Here is a 24828-nt window from a genome sequence, read left to right as displayed (position 1 = left end):
ATCAGGCAGGCGATGCTAACAATGCCCACTATTTTTTTACCCAATAGCTAATGAGCCTTTTTCCCGTTCCTATGGTGGCACTGATGGGCAAGAGGTACCAGGGGCAATGTCTGGACACATAGGTAAAATAATATTTAAGGTTGGCGGCACCACGCATCCCGAACAGATGTTCCATGTAATTTTTCCAGGTCTTCTTGGCCATCAGTTCGTTGGCCCCGCTGGCCTCCGGGTAGGTGCCCAATTGGGCATCCACACTACAAAATATGGTAAATCCGGCCTTAATGGCCCTAAAGGTAAAATCGTAATCGGCCATATAATGCGGAAAGGCCGCTTGATCGAACAAGCCAATGGCCTCGAACACCTTGCGGGGTATAAGCAGTCCACGTCCGGGAAAATAGGAGACGGGGAGCAATTGTCCTTTGCTCTTGGGGTCAATCTTGTTTTTTAGCGGTTTGGCCGCATCAGACCACCAGATGATTTGTTCCCCACAATAATTGATGTTGCCGGTGGTGGTGTCCACCCCCGTGGAGCCAATTAGAGCGCCAGGTTTTTTACGGGATGCGGCCATCAGTTGCTCCAAGTACTTTTTTTTGGGTAGGGTATCATTATTTAGGGAAAGCACATAATCTGCCTTCTTTTGCAGCGCGTATCTGATGCCCATATTGATGCCCCCGGTCCACCATAGGGATCCGTTGCCTTTCAGTACGGTCACTTCGGGATAATCGGTGGCCAGGAACTGGGCCGTACCATCGGTAGAACCATCATCCACTACCACAATTTTAAAGGCGGTATGGGATTGTAGGCGCAATTGATCAATGCAAGCTTTGGTAAAGTGCCAACGATTAAACACGGGGATTACGATATAGATCATTTGGTTTGCAAGTGTCAACATTGATTATGTGGGGTCCTTAAAGGTAGCGACCAGTTGTTTTTTTAAGATGGCCTTGCGATAGCGGTGATCAACAATTCCCCGGAACCAGTTTTTGAACTCGTTGTCCGTCATCTTTCTAAAGGATTTGGAAATGCACATCGCAATACAGATCCATAGAAATAAGGTTGATAAATCGAAACGGCTTGAATCCTCCACCCATGAGTAGAGCCATCTAAAGGATACATAAATGGCCATCAGTTTTAGATGCCAATTGTTAGACCTCTTCAATCCCAAATAGGAAGCTTTCACAAAAATCAGGAAGTTGAGAACCACGCCCAGAAGCCCTGTATAGGTAAAGATATTGGCTATGCCCACCTCATTTGTAAATCTTTCATTTTTGTTTCGGTTCAATTCCTTATCTATCTGCGGTCCAAAGGAAGGGGATTCATTGCCTCTGGCCGGTGTTCTCCCCATCCATACATACCCGTACTTCAAAGCAGAGGCAATGACTTCAACATATATAAAGGTTCTGGTGTCAGCCCTTAAATCTTCAGCACCTTGTACATATTTATTGCTCGTTGCAACTCGGTACTCCCCTTCGATGTAATCACTTATTTTAAAAACATTAAACGTATTGGTCACGCCCAATACCAAGAGCACAATGGGGGCCACCAAAAAAGTGGTTCTGATATAGCCAAGTAGGGGGAGCACGAGCCGTGATCTGAAAAAATATAAAAAGCTGAGGCCAAAAGGCACCAAGAACTTGATCACATTACTCCGTGCACTCAAATCAACGGTAATAACAAGGAGGGCAACAAAAAGACAGAGCAGCTTGTATTTTTTGTTCAACAAGGGAAAAAAGAGGAGCATAAAGCTCACGGGGAATAAAAAACGGCCGTAGGCGCCTAATCCAATAAATAAGAACACCAAAACGAAGGCAGGCAACACAAAGCGCATCCAACTGTGCAAGATTTTTTGTACGTAAAAGGTGTTGGAGGCAATATATACCACCAAAGGGAGCAAAAGCACCATGGAAGTGTAAATGAGGTGCTTCCATTCCCAATAGTCCTCTGCCACAAAAAAGCCCCTCACGATACATATTACATTCCATAACAGATACATTTTTACCACAAAGAAATTGGCATCATTTTCCGTGTTGTAGTAGGTGTGTTTTGAATTTAAGAGCATAAAAAGAATCAAGGCATAAATGAGCCACCAAACAAAAGTGTTGTTTATGGGCAAGGTCGTCCACTGCAAAATGGAGCTCACACTGATCAAAAAGACACCGATAAGAATACTCTTGCTGTTTATTTTGAACATTAGTGGTATAAGGTATCTTTTACAAAATTAAGGTTAATCTTAAATATGGCCCTACATTAAGACACCCCCGAAAGGATGTTTGAACTAAATTCCCCGATGGCTCTGTTCGCTTGTATTGGGACGGGACCTTAGGGCGCGACCGACCAAAAGGCACGGCTGGGCCTCGGGCATAGTGAGTTTTAAGAAATATTTGCTTTTTTGAAACAAGGTTTGCAAACTTTCGGTTCTAGGCCATTCAAAAATGGATCATGTGCTCAGAGGCTAACCGCGTTGCCTCGAGAAATATTCACTTTCACTTGCTTCCAAATGAAAACACCTGCTGGATTCATGTCAAAAACAATTCCCCTTGGGAATGGATATTTACAAGAGTTTTGAACTTGGGTTAAACCTACTAGCCTTGAGCCTAGTTCATCCGTTGCTTCGCGCCCTTGGCACCTTAACTGCCAACCATACACAACCAGAACCAAAAAATTGAATGCCAGCCCTAGCCCAGACAAACCGTTTTTGGAAATATTTTTAGTGATCAATTTTCCAGTTTTATCGGTTTATAAGGAGGCCAGTTGTACTCTTCTTTCGAGAATAGGGACAGGGAGAGGGCTTTGCTGGTATCCTCGATGAAATAAAAAGGAACATTACCATAAAAAGAAGCCCAGGCGGAGAAAGATGAAGGTGGCCCCAAAATGTAGTCGCAAACTCCCAATCCATAAAGATCGTGCGCTGCAGATCCATTTGTCAGGGAAAAGGCCCTATGTGCGCCAAACCGTTTTAAATCCAAAAACTCATTACTGCAAATGAGAAAGCCCACCTTCTTGTTTGTAAACAGCGCTTCCATTTTATCCATAATACGAAGATACTGTTCATCAGAATAATAGAACTTCCCGTACTGCCAAGTTTTATAATCCCCCCTTCTTATGTGTACACCAACGATGACATCGAACAAAAATCTCTTTTCTGCCATAAAAGAATCCACAGACCGAATTATGGCGTTTTTTGGTTTAAAAATGCTTTTTAGTGCAGGTTTGTGACTGGTCCTGTTCTTACTTGTAAAAGCTTGCATGGCACCAGCAGTAAAACTGATCTTTGGGATAGGCTTGAACAACCAAGTAAGACATAAAACAGATACTTTATTTGCAAAAAGTACGTTGAGGACATTTATGTACCTCTTATAGGATATTACTTTGAGGAATGATTCATTGTAAAATGGGAAACCAAGAAAACTTTGTTTTCTCAGGTTGGGATAATCTTTTAAAGAAATGTCGGGGGCCAAAATCAAAATCCGCTCTTTGGAGACCATCGCCTCAGCGAAATAGTGGGAATAAATCCAAAATTGATTGCATGTTTGCCCCGCCGCTTGTACAATTTTCAATGGGTAATGATTTTAAATTAAACTTTAGACATAACATTAGAATCACTTCGAATACTATGATAGACCCTCACCAGCTCTTCCAATATTTTTTCGCGATCATGCCTTTCTTTGGCCACAGCCATTGCTTTTTGGCCCATTTTCGCGTATGGTTCTGGACTGGAGATAAAGCGGGTTACAAAATGGACTATTTCGTACACCCCATTTGAGGGTACCAAAATGCCTGTTTCGCCGTGTTCGATCAAGCTGCTTAGACCCCCAACATGGCAAGCTATGACCGGTAGTCCTACCATCTGGGCCTCGCACACGCTATTGGGACTATTGTCTATGTAAGAGGGGTGTATATAAAGGTCACTTTGCCTAAGTTCATCTATAAAATCTTCGGGTTTTTTTATCCCCAGAAATTCTAAGTTCACTTCGCTGTGGTAAATGTCAAGACTTTTTTCAAAATGTCGGACAAACCTGTGTTGCGCGGCCACCCCTATTACTTTCCAAGAAAAGTCAATATTGGTTTGCTGCCTTAGCAATTTTGCCGTTTTCAAAACTACATCGATGCCCTTGTATATGGTGGGCGATATGGTGGACACCAGTTGCAGCCTCTGATCTTTTATCCTCTTTTTCTTAAAACGTGGTTTTTCGTAAAAGATGGGCCGCAATACTTCATTAACGTTAAAGTACGTAATGTTTGGATTGCTAATATTCGTGACCAACCTGTCCCAGCCGGTCCTGCCCGTCACGAATTTCAGATTTTTAAAGTGTTCATTTTCTCTTCTTGCCATCCCGTAATAACGTTTGGCGGCGAAGCTGGGTCCTTTTCCCAAAATATTTTGAACAAAATAGCTTGGATTAAAAAGGAAATTCCATTTGGATTGGTTCACGGGATAATAGGCATTGCAATATGGATTTAGGAGTCCTTGCAAGTGAACGAGGACGGGAACATCCGTATGCTTCTGGACGTAGGCAAAAACGCCCTCCACCCCAAAAACTTGTATCACATCTGGCTTAAAATCCTCTATCACTTTGGTCAGGTCCTGGATGGCGCTTTCGTCATCGAATGTTCCCAACCAATCCCCAATGACGGTCTTTATTGGGCTTTTTCTCCTGGGGGCTTTATATATGGGATAGTACGTTACATGATCCTTTACCACCTTTTCATTGTCCTTCTCGTGAAAAAAAGAAAGACCAAGGTTTATCCCGGCTTTTCCTTCAAGCAGTTGTATTAAGGAATCTACCCATCCCGATCCAAAATAATGACTTTTACTTTGAGCGTATTTATAAGATGAAGATGTGAAAAACAATATTCTCATAACATAATGACTATTTGTTTAGTAGCAACTGGTTCAAAAAACATTAGTATCCCGTATTGGTATGAACATTCTTATCCATAACCAAGCCTTTATGGTCCACATTTAATAAAGAAGTTCTTAATCATTATAATTTATTCACGGTATAAAGAACAGCAGAACACGGATAAGAATACATTGAAGATGAAAAACAACAATTATTCTGGAATTTAGTTGGCTATAATCATGGGCTTTCGATTTAAAAAACAAAGGAAAGAGCACTTTGTTGTTACCAAAAAAGGACTATTGGAAATCAAAGTCGTTTTATAGGGACCATAACTTTTTTTTGATATAAAATTTTAAGTCGGACCTATAAAATTGAAATCCAAAAGGTGAAATAAAAGGGTAGACAAGCCCTATTTTTTTACAAATATTGTTGATTTCTCTGGCATTTAAGATATAATGCGCTACACGCCGATCAGGTGAATTTTTAGTGTAGAACTGACTAAAAAAAGAGAAGAGCTCATAGTTTACATCGATGTGAACTTTGCCATTTGAAATATTGAAATTACAATGGTCCGATTTATTTATATACTTGTCCGGTAATTTAAAATTTCTCCTTTTTGTTTCAATCTTGTCTTTAAACTTTATTTTTTCACTTTGTAGATAGAGCTCTTTCAGTAATTCATTGAACTTTTTATTTAAATCAGCCAACAGCAATTCTTTTCGAATAAATTGTTGCCGGATTCTTTCACTTTGGATCAGTGCATCGGAATTAGGGTTTAAGTTCACAATGGATTGGCATATATAAAAGCTTATCGAATTACAACAATTCATTGTTTTTTGTATGGTCTAAAAATTGTTGTAAAAATTTTAACCTTTGACCTCTTTAGAGGAAGCCTTTAGAGGTGGTTGAGAATTCTTTCTTCACGTAAAAACTTTGGACAAATTTCTCTACTAGAAGTTAAAATTTTAAAAATCAGGCTATATATTAAGTGTTTGCCATAAAGATTAGTAATTGGCATAGTTATTTAAGGTTTTGAGAAATTTATTTATGTTTTGTGTAGGTAGCTTTATTTCAGTTCTATATTCATTGTTGATAAAGTCGATAGCACGATCAACGTTTTCCCGTTTAACTACATTCAAATTAACGTCTCTACCGATTTCAAAAGCTCGATTGTCAACGGCTAAAATTAATGTTCTTAATCCTTTCTGCAAAGCTCTAACACCAGCATGCAGTCTTGTGCCGATATAATCAATATCGGCATTATCAAGAATAGAATTGTAAGCTTCAACGGTAGGTGGCACGAATTCGATTTTTTTGAAACCTTTATTTAATTCATTGTAGTAATGATGATCATTCGTACTCTGCAGCCATAAATATACTTTTTCATAATTTTCTTCTAACAATTCAAGCATTCTATAATCTTCCACTTTGTTTTGATGATAAAAGGTTAGGGTGGTTATCACTGCATTCGCTCTTTTACGGGGTATGGTTGCACACTTTTCCGGGGTCAATTGCCATAAGGTAGGGCATGTCGTATTAGCGACATTCATTATACCAATATCGTGTAATTTTTGTTCGGTATAGCTATCCCTCACAGAATGCACAACATTCTTATTCAATACGCTATTATATATTTTTTCCGTGTATTTGTTAATTCCTCCTTGGTACTGCCACCATCCTGTACCAAACAAAACAACCTTATTTTTTAAAAAACGTTTGTGCGAATTATTTATCTTCCATTGATGTCTAGTCTCTAGGTTGGACGATAAAAGGTTTGTGCCAGAAATGAAAAGCAATTCCTTTTCACTCATCATAGTTTTGGCGTCGAAAGCAGTATGTAATTGGGTTGGGTAGTCTGTAAACATGTCATATGGAAACACTTGCCTCAATACGGTCCATACACTGTCATAAATGATTCGGTCTCCTAAGTTGGTGGATGCAATGCTGGGATTTAAAATTCCAAAATCCTTATATCTCTCCTCACTAACTGAATCATTGATTTTTTTTAAGCGACTCTTAAGGTACCCTTTAAAATATTTTTTTTTATAAAGAATTCTACTTATTTGTTCCATATTCCTGTTGCTGTGTTATTTATTATTTTATGATACTGTAACGGTCTTAAGACGACTGAATACCCCAAGCTAAAACACGTGGCCAAAATGACCCCGGTGGATCCCCAACCAAGATACTTGCCCAAATAAATACTCAAAGGAATGTTAATGGTCATGGAGACAAGGGAGGTTATCAATTGTAATTTTATTTTCCCTACACCATTGATAAAGTTAACGTAAATCATATTAAAGGTGGACAAGGCAACGAACAAAGCCATAGCCATGGACAAGTACAAAGGTACATCCACCTTTTCCCCTACCCAAAGATCATAGAACCAATTGGCAATTAAAATCATGCCAATGAGCCCAACGGGAACGAGCAGCCATATTTTTTGAATATTGGCCACAGCATTTTTTATCCAGGCAAAATCCTTTTTGGCATAAGCCTCGGTAAAAGATGACCAGAACGGAGCTATCAATATGGTGTACCCCATTGTCACAATGGAAAAAAATTTAAAGGCAATGTTATAGGGCACAACTTCTTCGGGGCCAAAAAGTTTGCTTATGATCAAATTATCTGTTGAAAACAAAACAATGGCAGCAATTTGTACCACAAAAAATTTAAATCCCAACCCTGTGATTTCCTTTAGATAGTGTTTGTTCCAGAGTGAAAATTTTGGTTTGAATCTCTTGTACTTTTGTTTGAAAGCAAAAACATTCAGGCCAAGTAAAATTAGTACCGGCAGTGCGGAAAAAACACTGCCAAAAATAAGCAATGAACTTTTGTCGGTCTTAGTAAGTAACCAAATCACTAAAAGAGATATGGCCTGTGTATAAAATTGGACCTTTCCCTGTATGGAATGGTTTTGATCGGCCTGATAAATGGTGGTAATCAATTTTGCCACGAGCTGTAATGCAAAAAATACAAATACTATGGGCAATAAGATGGACAGATCTTCTTGTAACCCTGCTTTTGTGTTAAATAATTGTGCCCAGTTTATAAATGGATTGAGAAATAAAAACACAAACAACAACAACATACTGATGCTGCCAATGGTATAGTAGGCGGTACTGACGAATGCCTGTGCATCATCAAACTTTCCCAATGCCTTTGCTTCCCCAAACTTATTGCGCAGTCCATTTCCAAGGCCAATATCGAAAAACGAGAACCAAGCAATAAAAGAACTTAACGTTAACCATACCCCGTAATTTTCTGTGTCAAGATAGTCTATGGTTATGGGCACCAGAAGAAAATTGGTCAAAATACTACCCATTTTAAAAACTGTAGACCAACCTATGTGGTTAGCAATATTCTGGGTTCTATCACTGGAAACCCCTAATTTTTTATAGATTTTGTTTTTCATTTATTTTAAGAAAAATGCTGGTATCGCCACCGCACCGCCCACCACATTGAAGATGCCAAAATCTTCCGTGGCAAAGGGCTGCCAAAATCAGTGGCGTGGCATACAGGGACACAAACACAGTAATGCCCATCTGCACATATGGAATACCCGTATTTTTGGCTACCCGTTTGCTTGTTCCAATTTTTTTCGTTTTTACACCAAAAGATGGCTTTACGCTAATAATAGTTTGGGCGGTTCCCGTACAGCAGGAAATTCATGGCACCACTGCGTTTCACAATGCCATAAACAAACATGCAGATCATTACCACAACAAGGGTAAGGCTGCCCGTTATGAGGAACAGGGGTACCTGTTGGAACGAAGCGGGGATAAAGGCATGGGAAAAAACGGCCGACACAGCACCGTGGGTCACATAAATGACCAGGGAGTGCACCCCCCAATGGCGGATGTGCTTGTCTAGGGCGGGTGGCCAGGTCAGGTGTTTTACCAAATAGTAGAACACCACAATGGCAGCGAAGGCGCTGCTCACTTTCACCAGCGTATTGGTGAGGGAGGAAAAGCCATATTCATAGTGCCCCACAAGTAGGACAAAAGCCAAAAGAGCCGCCGAGAACACCTTGGAATTCACCAGTATCTTGCTTAAAAATTCATATTTAGCCATCAGTACACCCGTAAAATAAAAGACAAAGAACAGCATAAAGTTGGTCATAAAACCAATGATGTCCATTTTCCAGATGGCCGAAAGGGCCAAGCCAATGCCGGCCAAGAACAAAAGGTCCAAAAAAAAGCGGCGCTGCTTGTTGAACCGATGTGAAAAAAACAACCATAGGGAGTACAATTGGGTAATAAAAAACAGGTAGTACAAAAACCAGAGCCCCCCGCCATTGAGCAACTCCTTAATTTTGCCCCAGTAATTGAAATGAATTGCATCCGAGAAAAAGAAAGGTTCTACCAGCAATGGCCAGGCGAAGAAGGGCACCAACAGCGTTCTGCATTTTTTGAGCACAAAAAGCCCGTAACGTTCAAATATCTGGGGTTTAATGACCTTGCTGGCTATGTAACCGCACAAGAACATAAACAAAGGCATCCTAAAGGTGGAGCCGTACACCAAGATCTTGGAAGTTTCCCCATTGATCACGTTTGCGGTAATGACATGTCCCATGACCACCAAAAATATGTTTACCCCCCGCAACCTATCTATATAGGCTATTCTTTCTTTCTTCATCTTTTGTTTTGCTTGAGACAAGCAAGCACCTTAGCATATTTGTATAACAATCTTTCAGATTTCCCTAAAAATCTAGCATCAATGCACTTTTTCTAAATTCAAGACCACTTTTTTTTGATTGTTTTCAGGTATTGCAGTAATGATTTCGGATTCTTGTCAAAACTTGAACGGTGACTATTTTTAGGTTTAAAACACCAAATTAGGCACTAGAAATTGGGACCTTACCGACAATAACAAAGCTGTTTACAAACCTTTGTGTTTATTTGCGGTCTTATTGCCCCTTTAATGGTGCATTCTTCTTATGTAGCCATTATTTTTTTAACATCTGCAGTGTTGTGGTCTCGCCAGTGTCACCAACGATTACAATGGAGTACAGGCCAACGGCCAAGTCTGTTGCCTGGACCTCGATATCCCTGGTGAGGTCCATAACCACCCGTTGCTGCTTTACCATGGTTCCAGTAACAGAATATATGTACAGCATGGCATTTTGTGGGCTGAGGTTTTCCGTACGGATGTAAAAACGGTCGCCCACCGGGTTGGGGTAAAGCGAATAGGAAGTGGACAATTCCAATGCCACGCCCATTCTTGTTTTTAAGGATACCGGTGTGGTCACTGTACCATTGGATGGGCACAGTCTAACAAAATCCAAAAGGTTGGAAGAATCCATATCCCCATTGCTTGCTCCAGAAGGGGTAATGGTGAACTGAATCTCAGTTATATTGGCCGGCACCTGATATTGCCCTGAATGCGTGATCCACTCCATATTTGAAGAGGTGGCCACGGCCAATACCGTTTGGTTTCCCACGGGACCTGCTGAGATCGTAATCTCATCTTCCCCTTCACGTCCGCGGTGCGACAACTCCCAATCCAAGACCTCACCAGGGGTTACAGAAATGATTTGATGGTGGTGATTCGCGTCCATTTCCACAAAGACATTACCGTCAGCTGCTTGACGTCCTAAGAAACCGCTTTGTCCCAATTCCAGGGTGCCACCTTGGGAAAAACCACCTTGTTGCAGGGCAATGCCACCCGTGGTGAACCAGCCAGGCACCTCCTCATCTGGATGCGCATCAATAAACTTTACATTACCAAAAGAACTCCCTATCCCTTCAATTAGGTCATAAGCATTGGCGTATGTAGGGTTGTTGATCTCCTCAAAACTTCCATTGACCAGGCGACTATACTCTCCCGAGGTACATTTGCATTGGTCACGCGCTACTTTTATGGAGGCTATGACATCGTTTATCCCCAAGGTCAGTAGCTCCGATGCATCCGATGTAAGCACAACGGGAGTACCACTAAAATTCAATTGCGGATATAAAGTTATGGCGTATCCTTCCACCACTTGCACAGAACTGATTTGGTTTAACGGAATACCTTCGGTGGTTATGTCCGTATATTCCCCAAGCGGAAGACCCCAAGAATCCCCACCGAATTGGTTATCCTGAAAAAAGGTGGCTAATACCGGTTCACTATATGCATATATTTTTGCAGATGATACCTTATCGTTGAAATTGGGATTGTTCAAGTACGGGGTGTTATTTTCCAATGTAATTGTGTCCCCGCCAAAGTCCTTTTCCGAATACAGTTCTATAACGTAACCTTCCTCTATCTGCAGTGAGGAGGCATCGTTATTGTTAATACCTTCCAAGGTAATGTCCGAATACTCTCCGACACTGAGTTCCCATGCCATACCGGCATAATTACCATGTTGGAACAGCGTAACTACTGGAACTAATGGAGCCTGCACAAATTGGTACACCTTAACCGAGGATACCTTGTCGTTAAAATCCGAGTACCCTAAAAAGACTGTACTCTCTTCCAATATAAGTACATTGCCTCCAAAGTCTTTTTCGGAGTACAGTTCTATGATGAACCCTTGGTCCACCTGAAGTGAAGAGGCATCGTTATCGTTGATTCCTTCTAAGGTGATGTCCGAATATTCCCCAACCCCAAGCTCCCAAGACGTGCCGCCGTACCACCCGTTCTGAAAAAGAGTTGCCACAGGTGTAACAACTTCTAAAGATACTTTCACAGACTCCGTATCATCGTCAATGCCCAAGGCTAAAAGGTCGTTCGTATCCGAAGTCAATATTACTGGCGTACCGCCAAAGTTCAGGTCCGGGTAAAGTTCCACAACATAACCGGCTTCCAGTTGTACAGAGCCCACCTCGTTCAATGGAATGTTTTCAAGTGAAATGTCCGCATATTCACCTACATCCAGCCCCCAGGCCGTGCCGCCGTATTCACTGTCCTGGAACAGGGTTGCCACGGCCGGCTCGGGCGGTGCCACGAACTCGTATATCTTGATGGAGGACACCCTGTCGTTGAAGCCATCGGGCCCGAGGAAGGGTGAGCTTTCATCCAGGAGGAGCATATCCCCGCCAAAGTTCTTTTCCGAGTATAGCTCCACGATGTAGCCCTGGTCCACCTGCAGGGAGGAGGCATCGTTCTCGTTGATCCCCGCCAGGGAGACATCGGGGTGGTCTCCCGCACCGAGACCCCAAGCGGTGCCTCCGTACCAGCCGTGCTGGAAGAGGGTGGCCACGACCTCGATGACCGGGACGTGGAGGGTCACCCTTGCGGACTCGGCGTCGTCATTGGCGCCCATTGCCGCGAGGTCCGCGGTGTCCGATGTGATTGCCACTGGCGTGCCGCCGAAGTCGATGTCGGGGTAGAGTTCCACCAGGTGGCCCTCTTCCACCTGCAGGGAGCCCACCTCGTTCATGGCAATTCCCTGGAGGGATAGGTCCGCATATTCGCCTATGGGCAGCCCCCAGGCCGTGCCGCCGTATTCACTGTCCTGGAACAGGGTTGCCACGGCCGGCTCGGGCGGTGCCACGAACTCGTATATCTTGATGGAGGACACCCTGTCGTTGAAGCTATCGGGCCCGAGGAAGGGTGAGCTTTCATCCAGGAGGAGCATGTCCCCGCCAAAGTCCTTTTCGGAGTAGAGCTCCACGATGTAGCCCTGGTCCACCTGCAGGGAGGAGGCATCGTTCTCGTTGATCCCCGCCAGGGAGACATCGGGGTGGTCTCCCGCACCGAGACCCCAAGCGGTGCCTCCGTACCAGCCGTGCTGGAAGAGGGTGGCCACGACCTCGATGACCGGGACGTGGAGGGTCACCCTTGCGGACTCGGCGTCGTCATTGGCGCCCATTGCCGCGAGGTCCGCGGTGTCCGATGTGATTGCCACTGGCGTGCCGCCGAAGTCGATGTCGGGGTAGAGTTCCACCAGGTGGCCCTCTTCCACCTGCAGGGAGCCCACCTCGTTCATGGCAATTCCCTGGAGGGATAGGTCCGCATATTCGCCTATGGGCAGCCCCCAGGCCGTGCCGCCGTATTCACTGTCCTGGAACAGGGTTGCCACGGCCGGCTCGGGCGGTGCCACGAACTCGTATATCTTGATGGAGGACACCCTGTCGTTGAAGCCATCGGGCCCGAGGAAGGGTGAGCTTTCATCCAGGAGGAGCATGTCCCCGCCAAAGTTCTTTTCCGAGTATAGCTCCGCGATGTAGCCCTGGTCCACCTTGATGGAGGATATCGCATTGTCCGTGATTCGGTTTAGGGCAAGGTCTGTATACTCTCCAACCACAAGCTCCCAAGAAAAGCCAGTATAGTAACCATGTTGGAACAAGGTCACCACAGGTTCGGGTATGATCTCACCTTCTATAGCCGAAATGTTTATGCTGATATTGAATTGGTAGCTCCTGGCCAAGTGCTGTGCTATGGTATTTCCCTGAGGAATGGAGCCCATCACCAAATGCGGGTCTGAATTCGCATTTCCCTGGTAGGATTGCCATACATCGTCGGTGATCCCAGCGGTTACCGCTGGGATTAAACTATTGCCGGGAACAGAACCAGAACCATCTGGGTAGGCGTCCATAAATCCAGGAGCAATACTCTCACCGGGTTGTAGAACAACGGCATCATTGGAATGATCACTAAAATTAAAGGTATTTGTACCGGTGGCGTAGTCTTGGGGTGTCCTTGTTTGTCCAATGGCGATTACTGTAAAATCGTTTTCTCCATTCACCTTGGCCACAAATGGTGTCACAGGATTGCCCACCCTACTCGCAAAAAAGGTGAATTCCTCGAGACAAACGCTCACGGCTTCAACACTATTGTTGGTGTACGATCCAGTCCTGTTTATGTTAATGTGTGGGCTATGAACATCGAGAAAGTCGCCATTCCCCAAGTTGTTAAACCCCAATAAACTGGCGTTCCCGTTCTCACAGCCATCATCCAAACTATTTATCCAGGCTTCCAATAAGTGCACAGCCTCTATATCTATTCTTCCTTTTGCCAAGGGTGGCATCATCGCTGACGGATCAAGGGAATTGAGCCGGTAATGTACATTCGATTTTGAAGCATCTCCGGGCACTATGGCCTTTCCACTACCTGTTAAATCTTCTATTATGGAACCATTTATCAAGGCCTGTTGCGGAAGTTCCTGACTAAAGCGCATATCGAAACCGGCCCTTGTGTTGCCGGGCAGGTGACAGGATGCACAATTGGAATCGAAGTAGGACCGTACCCTCGTCTCCAAGGGTTCATTGTTGTCATCAATACGGACCAGGGTAGGCACGGTGTTGGTATCTACTGGAGGAATGAAGCCCAAACTGGCCAAGGTTTCCAACTGGTTTGCGGTTCTACCGGTCGAAGGGTACAGCATATCTTTGTTCAGTTGCCGGGTATTGAAGCCCAACACCCATCCTGCAATGGGATTGTGGCATTGGATGCAGGTGTTCGCCGCTGGATACTCGTAACCAAAGGTATCTCCGTCTATAGTGATGACTTCGTTGGTGCCAAGCAGCAATAAATCTGCTTCCATTCCGTTGGGGCGCCATTTATAAGTGCTGCCAAACCATTCCCCATCGGTGCCATGAATCCACAGTCGTGTCTCTAGTTTGGTGCCGTCGGGATTGTTGAATTGTTTGATAAATGTGGTGCCTATAGGAAAGGTCCAATCATCTTCCTCATTATACCCAATTTGTTCCCCCACGGAATCAACAAGGCCGTCTTGGGGCAGGGACACCCAACGGTACTTTTCCGTTCCCGACGACCAGAGTGGGGTGTTAACGTCGTAAGGCATGACCCCAGCGGCGGGGGTCAGGTTTTGCAGATCTGAGAAGACCCCGGTCTCCGACAACAGTGCGGGCATTGGGAGATTATTGTTTAGGCCCTTCTTTACGAGTTTAAAAATTTTACCTCCTCCTGGTACGCCATTGGACAACTTGAGCACCATAAGTTCGTTGTCATGATCGTATCCGAAGGATGAAATACCATTAAAAACCGACCCGCCTATATTGCCGATGGTCTCCACGCCTCCATTGGTGTTGCCGCCGGTATGGGTTAAGGCGAATACCAGGCCATTGGCGTTATCTCCATAAATGTATTTTCCGTAGAGCTCGGGAATCTCAGAGCCACGGTACACATAGCCTCCAATAACGGCACTGCCCACCGATCCGTCATAGGCATACAGCGGCACCCGTTCTTCTCCTATAATTGGATTTGGATAATCGATAAAATTACGCCCACCCTCCGCAAAGCCTTCCTTGTAATTCCATTGAAAATTAAGGGCGGGCTTATCCATAATATTCACTTCCTCAAATTTGGCTTCACCAACATCACCGATCCAAAAATTACCGGTAGGTGGGTCATAGGTCATTCGAAAAGGTTGGCGGAGGCCTATGGCATAGAATTCTTCCAAATGCGCTCCGGTTCCCGTAACCCAGGGATTATCACTGGGAATATAGTAGCCTTGGGTGTAGGATTGTTCCGCGTTGGGGGGGGTATTTGCATTGCTGGGCTGCCTTTGAATGGGATGGCTTATGCCACCGCCCTGCATGTCCACATCTATACGCCAAACGCCACTTCGAAATCGGTCATTTAAAGTCTGGGTATGTAAAATGGCATCCCCAAAAGAGCCTTCGTCCCCAACGGACACATACAAAAAACCATCGGCACCAAAGGCAAGGCCACTGCCATCGTGTCCTTTGTGGGTATCGTATTGATTGATCATGATCAATTCGCTGCCGGGGTCAAAGTTTGTCCCGTTCCAACTGAATCGACTTAATCTATCGTAATAGGGTGGTTCAAAATCCGTTTCTTCATTTTCCTTCTTGTGCAAGTAATACACATAGATGTAGTCCTTGCCCAATCCTTGCCCAAAATTGGGGTGAAAAGCCACATTTTGAAACCCCCCGTGTTTTTGGCCAACATTCCCGGTCCAGCTATAATACCAGCAGCGGTCTTGAATATCCATCACCATAGTGCGTTCTGCTTCCGTGGCGTCATCGTTATCCGGGACGGTGAAAAAGCGTCCGTCCATTTCCACCACAAGCAGCTTGTCCGTGCCCGGAAAAGGTAACACGGCCTGGGGGGACTCCCACGGGATATCCGTGTGGATTTCGACCAAATCAATATCACTACTAGGTTCAATATTCGGAAGATTGCCGTCCATGAAGGGGTCTATGGCTTCAACCGCATCCAAACCGGGCTGAAAATATATCACTGCTTTGAAACTTAAAAATATAAGGGGAAGAAAGAACAATAACCAAGTTTTGTTCTTCCAATAAGATGGTGTTGCCAAACTTTTCAATCTAAGTATTCTTTTGGAAGTTATGTGAAACGTTAAAACAGGTGGTATCAAACTTAAAAGGGGGAAGTAACATTTTCTGTTCTCTTCTGGCTACACCATAAAGTTTGTAACTAAAACAAATTTATGGGACATCCAAGAACTGAGACACCACTGTTAAAATAATACAGGAATTCCGATTTGTCATTTTTTATCGATGAAGGACCAATAAACATAGACCAACGTCTTTTATCTTGTTAATTTTAATTAAAGGGAAACTGAAACGTTAATTCCAAATACGATATTGGGATGCAATTCCTTGTGACAACAATGGCACAACTGTGTACCTGTTTCTTCTTTATTAAGACCAAAAGGCCACGTAAATCTGCTAAACTACAAGCTTTGCTTTGTTGCCGGGCACCTAAATTTAGTGGGGATAACAGGGCAAACGACTTTAGCGTGCCAATTTTGGGCCAGTTTGACGTTACCGCTACCGCAGCTTGGTGATACGATCGAGCCTTTTTTGTTCGTTCTTTCCAATAATGCGCCCCCAAAAGAGGGGCCAAGGGTGTTTCAGTGGTAAGAAAAGGCAATACAAGTACCATAGTAGCAGGCTCAGCACCAACATTTCTCCGCCCTCCTCTGTCAAGGTCAGCCAAAACCCAATCCGTGGCCTCCCCACAAAAAATGTTTGGAACACATCTAGGCCCACCCCAAAAAAAAGGAAGCCCGCCAACAGGACCAAAATATCCCGGAAGGCCCTCCGCAGCTCCGAGGAGGCCTTTAGGTAATACCGGCCTGAAACGCCCATAAACAAACTCGCGATGGTAGCCGTGTAAAAGATTTTCCCCAAGGGCTGTGCATGGACACCGGCCAGCGGCTGCAGCTGCAAGCGGTGCACAAAAACCCAACTGGCCCGGTTGTGCAGTTGCGAAACATCATCCGCGAACAAAAACGCAAACAAAAAAAACAGCGGTAGGTAGGCATGTTGTTTTTTAAGACCGATAAGGTAGGCCAGCAAACACAGGATGCCCAGGTACTTGAGGTACTGAAAACCTTCCGCAAGGCCCAGGGTACTTCCATTCAATAAAAACATATCTGTTGGGGCATCCCAAAACATCCAGGCGATGGCATGACCGGCCATAAACAGTGCATCCGCCAGCATTAGGAGCCAAAGGAGTCCTTGTGCCCGTATTGCCTGCCTAAATTTTTTTTTATTTACGCTCATAAACATTTGTGCAAAAAATCAAATAATTGCCCTGCCAAGGGCAATCATAGGTGCTACAGCAAAAAAAGGGTCTTGTAATGGGTCTTAAACGCTTTTTCGGGGCGGCGGGCCGGGCTTGCAACTTGCGAGCCCAGACTAATAGGCTTTTTCCTCTCCCCTAATGGCTTTGACAATGGTGTAATAAATAATCGCGATATCCAAGCGAAGCGACCATTTCTTAATATAAAAAATATCGTATTTTACCCGGTTAACGATATCTACCTTTTTTACGATTTCCCCCCTATATCCCTTTATCTGTGCTAAGCCGGTAATACCTGGTTTGAAAAAGTGGCGCACCAAGTACTTTTCCACGGAGGCCTCGTACTGTTGGGTATGCAATTGCATATGCGGCCGAGGTCCCACCACGCTCATGTCCCCAATGAGCACATTATAGAATTGGGGGAGCTCATCAATGCTCGTTCTGCGCAAAATGCGGCCCAGTCTGGTGATTCGTACATCTTGTTTGGTGGCCATGGTCGTGTCCGCGTCTCCATTCTTGGCCATAGATCGAAATTTGTAGCATTTAAAGGGGGTTTTATTGACCCCATCCCGGCTCTGCTTAAAAAAAAGAGGGCCTTTGGAGTCGAACTTCATAAGGATCCAAACCAAGGGAGTTACCCATGAAAGGACCAGTAGCATCACCATACTTGAAAATACCACATCGAAACCCCGTTTCACCAGATTGGCATATTCCAGCTCCAAGGGAGAGGCCCTGAGGTTGATTACGGGCACGTTACCGTAAAGCTCTATGGACATGGCATTAGAGTACAGTTCCTTGTTGTCCGGGATGATTCTAACGCGTTTAAAGCTCCTGTCGGCGATGTCCATCAGCATTTTTATTTCATCTTTGGACAATCTTGAGGCAATAAGGAAAACATCGTTTATATCATTCTCAAAAATGTACGTATAGCAGTTTTTAATGGGACCGAGATAGGTGGGACTCTTCGAGGTCTTGTTGTCAAAAAAACCCACATAGTGATAGTGGTGTTGGGGACGATCAAAAATACTGCGTATTTTTTGTAGATTTTTGTCCCAGCCCACTACCACCACTTTTTTATTTTTAAACTGTTGGGAGCGGTAGGTCTTGCTTCCCCAATAGAAAACAATGCGAAACACAACCAACTGTAGGCAAAGGATGCCGTACACCCCGCTGAGGTATAGCGGTGCATAGACCTCGGAACCCAAAAACACGAAGGATGCAAAAAAGGCCAGGCCGTACAGTACAATGAGTCTGGCGTAGTTATGGGACCTCAGGGTAAGGCGCTCCCGCTTTGTTTTTGCGTAAAACTCAAGGGTGTGGGTTATGGCAAACCAGGCCAGGTTATAGAACGCCACGGCCTGGGCACTGTTTCGGTAAATATCCGGAATTAAATAATAAAAGGTAACATTAAGGGACGCAATATGAACGAGCATCGATAAATGAATACCAAAATAAGACTTTTGCATTTTATTGGAAATACGCTGTTTACATCCGTATGTCTCAGGGGTACTTATTAAAGACTACTATGGTATATGACAAAAATCAAAAGTGTAAGTCCGAGCGATCGGCTCATTTGTAGGAGAGGCAGGCCCGTGCCGATGGGTCATGCACGGTACCAATTGTATATTTTCTGAATTCCCTCTTCTAGATCCACCGTATGTTTCCAGCCCAAGCCGTGCAGTTTTGATGGGTCGGTCAACTTTTTCATTGTGCCATCGGGCTTGTCGGTATTGAAATAGAGATGGCCCGTAAAACCGGTTATTTCTTTGATTTGATCAGCCAGATTCGCTATGGAAATGTCCTTCCCCGTTCCTATATTGATGTGGGTATTTCTAATTTCCGAGTGCCCATCTTGGCAACAGTCCTTGAAATCACGTTTTTCCATGAGAAAGACACATGCATCTGCCATATCCTCGCTCCATAAAAATTCGCGCAAGGGTTTCCCGGAGCCCCAAATTTCCAAATATACCGTAGTTCCCTTTTTTTCGATACCAAAGGAACGCAATACGGCAAGAATATCGGCCTCCCCCGCGTTACCGTCAATCCCCTTGATCGGCAGCTGGTCCAAATCTTTCCGTATGCTAGACCAGTCTTCCTTTTCCAATGCCTTTCCCAAATGCATTTTGCGCACAAGGGCGGGTAGTACATGCGATTTTTCCAAATCGAAATTGTCATTGGGGCCGTATAAATTGGTGGGCATTACCGATAGGAAATTGGTCCCGTATTGCAAGTTGTAGCTCTCGCACATTTTTATTCCCGCAATCTTGGCGATGGCGTAAGGCTCATTGGTGTATTCCAGGACATCGGTTAGCAAGGCGCTTTCCGGCATGGGTTGCGGACATGCCTTGGGATAGATGCAGGTACTGCCCAAAAACAGCAATTTCTTAACCCCGTGAACAAAACTCTGATGGATCACGTTGTTTTGGATCATGAGGTTCTCGTAAATAAAATCGGCCCTATAGGTGTTGTTGGCAACAATGCCTCCCACCTTGGCCGCCGCGAGCACCACATAATCGGGTCTGGCGGTCTCGAAAAAGGAATGGACGGCAATGGCATCCGTTAAGTCCAATTCTTTGTGCGTGCGGGTCACTATGTTCACATAACCCTTTGCTTGCAAATTCGTTACGATGGCGCTGCCCACCAAGCCCCTGTGACCGGCAACAAACACCTTTCCATTTTTATCCATGCCTAGAAAAGTTCCGTTAGTATGTTCCGTTGGCAAAGGCAGTGCCCATACAAGCCCCTTGGTTGCATCTTGGAATGACCGTTATTCAAAGTAATTATAAATGCCGAAGCCACCTTCTTTTAAGTACTGGTCCTTTTGCATCAATTTAAGGTCGCTCTGCACCATATCACTGACCAAATCCTTTAAATCGTATTCGGGTTTCCATCCCAATTCGGTGTTGGCCTTGGTGGCATCGCCCACCAAAAGGTCTACCTCAGTTGGTCTGAAATACTTGGCATCCACGCTCAAAATCTCTTTTCCCGATTCCAATTGTATATCGGGATTGGAGCATGCCTTCACAAAGCCCTTCTCATCAATGCCGCTGCCCTTAAACTCCAGTTCAATGCCCAGTTCCGCAAAGGCCATCCGTACAAAATCGCGCACCGTGGTGGTGACTCCGGTGGCAATCACCCAATCTTCCGGTTGATCGGCCTGGAGGATCATCCACATCATGCGCACATAATCCTTGGCGTGGCCCCAGTCCCTTTTGGCATCCAAATTCCCCAGGTAAAACTTATCCTGTAGCCCCAGGCCGATCTTGGCCGCGGCACGGGTAATTTTTCGGGTAACAAAAGTCTCTCCCCGTATGGGCGATTCATGATTGAACAAAATACCGTTGCAGGCAAACATCTGGTAGGCTTCCCGGTAGTTCACCGTGATCCAAAAGGCATACATCTTTGCCACTGCATAGGGACTGCGCGGATAAAATGGGGTGGATTCCGACTGAGGCACTTCCTGTACCTTGCCGTACAACTCCGATGTGGAGGCTTGATAGATTCTTGTTTTCTTTTCCAGACCCAACAAACGAACCGCATCCAATATCCTGAGCGTGCCCAAACCATCGGCATTGCCCGTGTATTCCGGAACCTCAAAGGACACCTGTACGTGGCTCATTGCCGCCAGATTATATATTTCGTCCGGTTGTATCTCTTGAATGAGACGGATGAGGTTGGTGCTATCCGTCATGTCTCCATAGTGCAGGATAAAGTTCCTGTTCTCAATATGCGGATCTTGGTAGAGATGATCGATCCGGTCCGTATTAAAAAGTGATGATCTTCTTTTTATACCGTGCACTTGGTACCCTTTCTTTAACAAAAATTCGCTTAAATAGGCACCATCTTGCCCGGTTACTCCTGTGATCAGCGCTTTTTTCATAAAATATCGTTGAAATTGATTCGTATGGTTTGGTTAAATTCAATCAGATGGGCTCTTTTATTTCGCTTTCGGGTAACGCTCCGCGAGGTAAGTCCCATTTGGGCCTTTACCTAAAGTCACCGATTCCATACCAAGGGCAAGGAGCAAAGTTCTCGATGGATGGAACCGGGATTTGGATTTTTTTATGCCTAAACTAGGCTTATCACGGCATTTCCCATACACCACACTTGGTAGCTTAGGCAAAACAAAGATTTTTTTTGGGGGAGAATTTTGTTTCTAATTAAAGAATCTTAAAAACGAAAATATTGGCAAAGAAAAACCTGTGCAAGTTACTGAGCCATTAATTCTTTAAAATTATCAAATTCAATTGCATACCCTAACCTATAGGGAGCTATTTTTAGAAAATGGTCTTTTTCATTACGGAGTTAATAACGTGAAAATCTACCTGCGAAAGGAATTTGTTTTAATCCTTTCGATGAAAGCAACAAAATGTACGTCAAAAAGCACTGATTTTTAAACAGATGTAACCGATGTCAATCAAAAAGTAGCCCTCTCTTGGAATGGAGGTTTACCAACAAACATAAGGACAAGGTAAAACTTGGTGCCTTGGGGGTGTACTCAGTTGTTTTTGTCTAAATACTTTAGTTTCATATTGAGAACGACACCCAATCCTTTAAGAAATAATCTTGCCCTGGTCTTGCCCACTTCTTTGACAACCGCTTGCCGGTCTTTCATGATACCATATTGAATGGTTACCCTATCGCCGGGCGAAAATGGGGTAAGCTTATAGTCCTCCACGCTGTCATTGGACAACCATTGCTTAAGCTCCTGCATCTCACTATCGCGGACCACGGCGGGCTTCCCCAACCAAAAAAGGTACCTAATGACCCCGGGGAAATCAAAGACCTGTGATCGCTCACCTTTCGCAAGCCGTACAAACACATAGGACTTGAACAGGGGTGCGTTAACCGTCTTTTTGCGGTCGCTCCACTGCCTTACTTCCTTTATTAAAGGACAGTAAACTTCAAAACCACGCTCCTCAAGGCGAAGGGCAACTTTTTTTTCGTTTCTGGGCTTAACATAAACAACGTACCAAACCTTAGACATAAAACACCGGTGTATTAAATTATGTTCTTAACCTAAAAACGGGTAGGATGGCCACAAGATCCTAAATTTGAGTGAGGTGTTGGCAGTGGTACAGGCCTGCCAACACCTCACTCCTTTCACGCGTAAGTTCTCAAAGGGTCTGAGAAGGGGTACTCTTTGGGCATTGGCAGGGTTGGGAATCCTGCCACTTGTAAAAAAGCAGGCCGCCAGAACATATTGTGTGCCATTTTCCCTTTGGCTGTCACAATATATGTTTTTGGGGGAGGGCGTATTTTTAGAGTCTGAAAGGATCATTATGGTTGTGTTTTAATCGAAACAAGCAGTAACAAATATAATGGGGTGGGATGGTTAAAAAAATAAAATCAAGCCTAGAAGGTCATTAAAGTCTACTTAACGCTTGATAGTGTAGTGAAAGAATTGGAGGAAAACGCCAAAATGGGAAGTAGTGGTGTTTGATTTTTTAAGGGTGATAGGGTTAGGAAACATCTAAGTCAGCCTTGACTCTCGGACGGGCAAATGCAACTAGCCTTTTAAAAGGAGGTTGATCTTGAACGATTTCTAAAGAGTCTCCCAGCGGATTCCTGTCCCCAAGCGAAATAAGGTCAACACCCACAAATGTCCTACCTTAGCCAAAAAGTTTCCCTCTTATGGCCAGGCACCTTTTGTTCTTACTGCTCATTGCCGGGATGGGCGCGCTGGCCGCCCAACAGCAAATGCAGCGTTACCAGGGCTTTGCCAGACCGCCGGAACAGGCACCGGATTCCCTTTACCAGGCGCTCCATTTGGCCCAAGGGGAGGGACGTTTGCGGCAAATGGAGGCCCTGGCCCAGGAATACGACCGTTTGGGCACCACGGATTCGGTCATCCATTACGGAGACCTGCTGCGGCGCAGCCTGGTGCCCATGGAGCTTTCCCGGGACACGCAGCGGCACTACCGTTCCCGGGCACTGGCCATTTTGGGCCGCGGTAAACTCAAAAAAGGGGTGCATGACGCGGCCCTGAAGGATTTTTTGGAGGGCCTGCAGCTCATTTCCCCGACCGAGTGGCCCCAGCTCTACCTTACCCACAAACTGGGCCTGGGCGGGGCCTACGCACAACGCAATGAAGTGGGGAAGGCGGAGGCCCAGTTCCGTGACGTGGTCCAGGGCTCCCAAGATCCGTATTTTCTGGCCAGGGCCCATACCGCCCTGGGCGATGTGGCCCGTCATGACAACAGATGGGAAGACGCCCAACGGCACTATGGGGACGCCCAACCCCACCTGGATCCTGAACGAGACCCCAAGACCGTGCTCCGCCACCAATTGGGCCTGGGCCACTTGGCCGAGCATAGGGGCCAAACCGAAGCCGCCCTCAAGGCATACACCACGGCCATGGAACAGGCCCTGAAAGCGGGCTTCTATGACCTGCACATCAACGCCATCTTGAACATAGGCCGGCTGTACGTGGACACGGAGGAATTCCAGGCCGCCGAGGCCGTGCTCTCCACCGCCTACCTCAATGCCCTCTCCTGGAACCGCTTGCAGCTGCAACAGCGGGTGTTGGAGGAGTTGCGCCGCCTCTATTACACCATGGGCGACTATCAAAATGCCCATAACCTCATGACCCAGTACGTGGGGGTCACCAACCAGATACAGGAAAGCCAGAACCGGGCGGCAGTGGCGGAACTGGAGGTACAGTACCAGACCCTGCAAAAGGAAAAGGAGATTTTCCAGCTCAAGGAAGAACAACTGTTGAAGGAAGGGGAAATTGTACGTCAAAAGACCATTAAAAATGCCATTTTGATCGGGTTCCTGATCTTGCTCGTCCCCATTTTTGCCCTGCTGTACCTGTATTACCAAAAACTCCAGGCCCAGAGCCTCCTGAACAAAAAACAGGAAGAGGTTAACGATCAAAAGGTCCGGGCCCTGCTCCGGGAACAGGAACTGGAACTGGTGCGCGCCTCGGCCGTGGCCCAAAATGAGGAGCGCACCCGCATTGCCATGGAGCTGCATGACAGCATAGGGGGCAACCTGGCGGGCATAAAGCTGCAAATGGCCAATTGGGACGGGAGCGGGGAACGGCACACCAGGCTTTTGGGGCAGGTGAACGATACTTATGAACAGGTACGCAACATATCGCACAACCTCATGCCCAAAAAGTTCAAGGAAAACAGCTTTACCCATCTGTTGCAGCACTATTTGGACAACCTGGACACGGCCGTGGAACAGAACATTCACTTTGTGCCCTATCCAAAAAAAGCGATCAATGCATTGGAAGAGGCCCTAAAGGTGGATATCTTTAGGGTGATACAGGAGCTGCTCACCAATGCGCTCAAATACGCTGAGGCCCAACAGATAGACATCTACCTGAACAGGCACGAGGACCAGCTGCAGCTGATCTGTGAGGACAACGGCAAGGGTTTTGATCCCGCGGTTACGGGGGGCATTGGCCTGGAGAACATAAAAAGAAGACTGGCCGAGATCAAGGGCCAAATGCACGTGGACACAGCGCCGGGCAGGGGCACGGCCATCACCATAGAAATACCATTGTAAC

General features: G+C 45.4%; 15 protein-coding genes. 1 reads left to right on the top strand and 14 read right to left on the bottom strand.

The annotated features are described in order from the left end of the window. Positions 1-28 precede the first annotated feature (28 nt). From ACKWCC_RS09660 to ACKWCC_RS09595, 14 genes are all read right to left on the bottom strand, one after another. Entirely contained in the window at positions 29-892 is an 864-nt protein-coding gene (locus ACKWCC_RS09660; protein WP_413995723.1) for a glycosyltransferase family 2 protein, read from the bottom strand. Between the two features lie 3 nt (positions 893-895). Beyond that, on the bottom strand, positions 896-2191 hold the full coding sequence (locus ACKWCC_RS09655) for a hypothetical protein (RefSeq protein ID WP_413995722.1): 1296 nt from the start codon (positions 2189-2191) through the stop codon (positions 896-898). A 254-nt stretch (positions 2192-2445) separates the two neighbouring features. Further along, entirely contained in the window at positions 2446-2718 is a 273-nt protein-coding gene (locus ACKWCC_RS09650) for a hypothetical protein (RefSeq protein WP_413995721.1), read from the bottom strand. Then, on the bottom strand, positions 2715-3557 hold the full coding sequence (locus ACKWCC_RS09645) for an alpha-1,2-fucosyltransferase (protein ID WP_413995720.1): 843 nt from the start codon (positions 3555-3557) through the stop codon (positions 2715-2717). Before ACKWCC_RS09645 ends, ACKWCC_RS09650 begins: the two co-directional genes overlap by 4 nt. Before the next feature lie 17 nt (positions 3558-3574). Beyond that, positions 3575-4861, bottom strand: a complete 1287-nt coding sequence (locus ACKWCC_RS09640) for a glycosyltransferase (protein ID WP_413995719.1) — start codon at positions 4859-4861, stop codon at positions 3575-3577. 987 nt (positions 4862-5848) lie between these two features. Beyond that, entirely contained in the window at positions 5849-6916 is a 1068-nt protein-coding gene (locus ACKWCC_RS09635) for a polysaccharide pyruvyl transferase family protein (RefSeq protein WP_413995718.1), read from the bottom strand. Next, a complete protein-coding gene (locus ACKWCC_RS09630) occupies positions 6904-8259 on the bottom strand; it encodes a lipopolysaccharide biosynthesis protein (RefSeq protein ID WP_413995717.1) in 1356 nt (451 codons plus the stop codon). Before ACKWCC_RS09630 ends, ACKWCC_RS09635 begins: the two co-directional genes overlap by 13 nt. Positions 8260-8474: 215 nt before the next feature. Continuing rightward, entirely contained in the window at positions 8475-9482 is a 1008-nt protein-coding gene (locus ACKWCC_RS09625) for an acyltransferase family protein (RefSeq protein ID WP_413995716.1), read from the bottom strand. Positions 9483-9792: 310 nt separating this feature from the next. Next, positions 9793-15999 carry a beta/gamma crystallin-related protein gene (locus ACKWCC_RS09620; protein WP_413995715.1) on the bottom strand — a complete coding sequence of 2069 codons (6207 nt, stop codon included), beginning with the start codon at positions 15997-15999 and terminating at the stop codon, positions 9793-9795. Between the two features lie 553 nt (positions 16000-16552). Then, positions 16553-17290 (bottom strand): hypothetical protein, encoded by a 738-nt coding sequence (locus tag ACKWCC_RS09615; RefSeq protein ID WP_413995714.1) that lies wholly within the window; start codon positions 17288-17290, stop codon positions 16553-16555. A 135-nt stretch (positions 17291-17425) separates the two neighbouring features. Then, complete coding sequence (locus ACKWCC_RS09610) at positions 17426-18742, bottom strand: exopolysaccharide biosynthesis polyprenyl glycosylphosphotransferase (RefSeq protein ID WP_413995713.1); 1317 nt, start codon at positions 18740-18742, stop codon at positions 17426-17428. 170 nt (positions 18743-18912) lie between these two features. Continuing rightward, positions 18913-19995: a GDP-L-fucose synthase family protein gene (locus ACKWCC_RS09605; RefSeq protein WP_413995712.1), complete on the bottom strand. Its 1083-nt coding sequence runs from the start codon at positions 19993-19995 to the stop codon at positions 18913-18915. Between the two features lie 81 nt (positions 19996-20076). Beyond that, entirely contained in the window at positions 20077-21189 is a 1113-nt protein-coding gene (gene gmd, locus ACKWCC_RS09600) for a GDP-mannose 4,6-dehydratase (protein WP_413995711.1), read from the bottom strand. Between the two features lie 618 nt (positions 21190-21807). Next, positions 21808-22296 carry a UpxY family transcription antiterminator gene (locus ACKWCC_RS09595; RefSeq protein ID WP_413995710.1) on the bottom strand — a complete coding sequence of 163 codons (489 nt, stop codon included), beginning with the start codon at positions 22294-22296 and terminating at the stop codon, positions 21808-21810. A gap of 647 nt (positions 22297-22943) precedes the next feature. Between ACKWCC_RS09595 and ACKWCC_RS09590 the strand changes: the two genes are divergently transcribed. Then, positions 22944-24827 (top strand): tetratricopeptide repeat-containing sensor histidine kinase, encoded by a 1884-nt coding sequence (locus tag ACKWCC_RS09590; RefSeq protein ID WP_413995709.1) that lies wholly within the window; start codon positions 22944-22946, stop codon positions 24825-24827. Position 24828 lies beyond the last annotated feature (1 nt).

The organism is Maribacter aquimarinus (assembly GCF_047345505.1).
Taxonomy (GTDB): Bacteria; Bacteroidota; Bacteroidia; order Flavobacteriales; family Flavobacteriaceae; genus Maribacter.
This window is presented reverse-complemented; position numbering and strand designations above follow the sequence as displayed.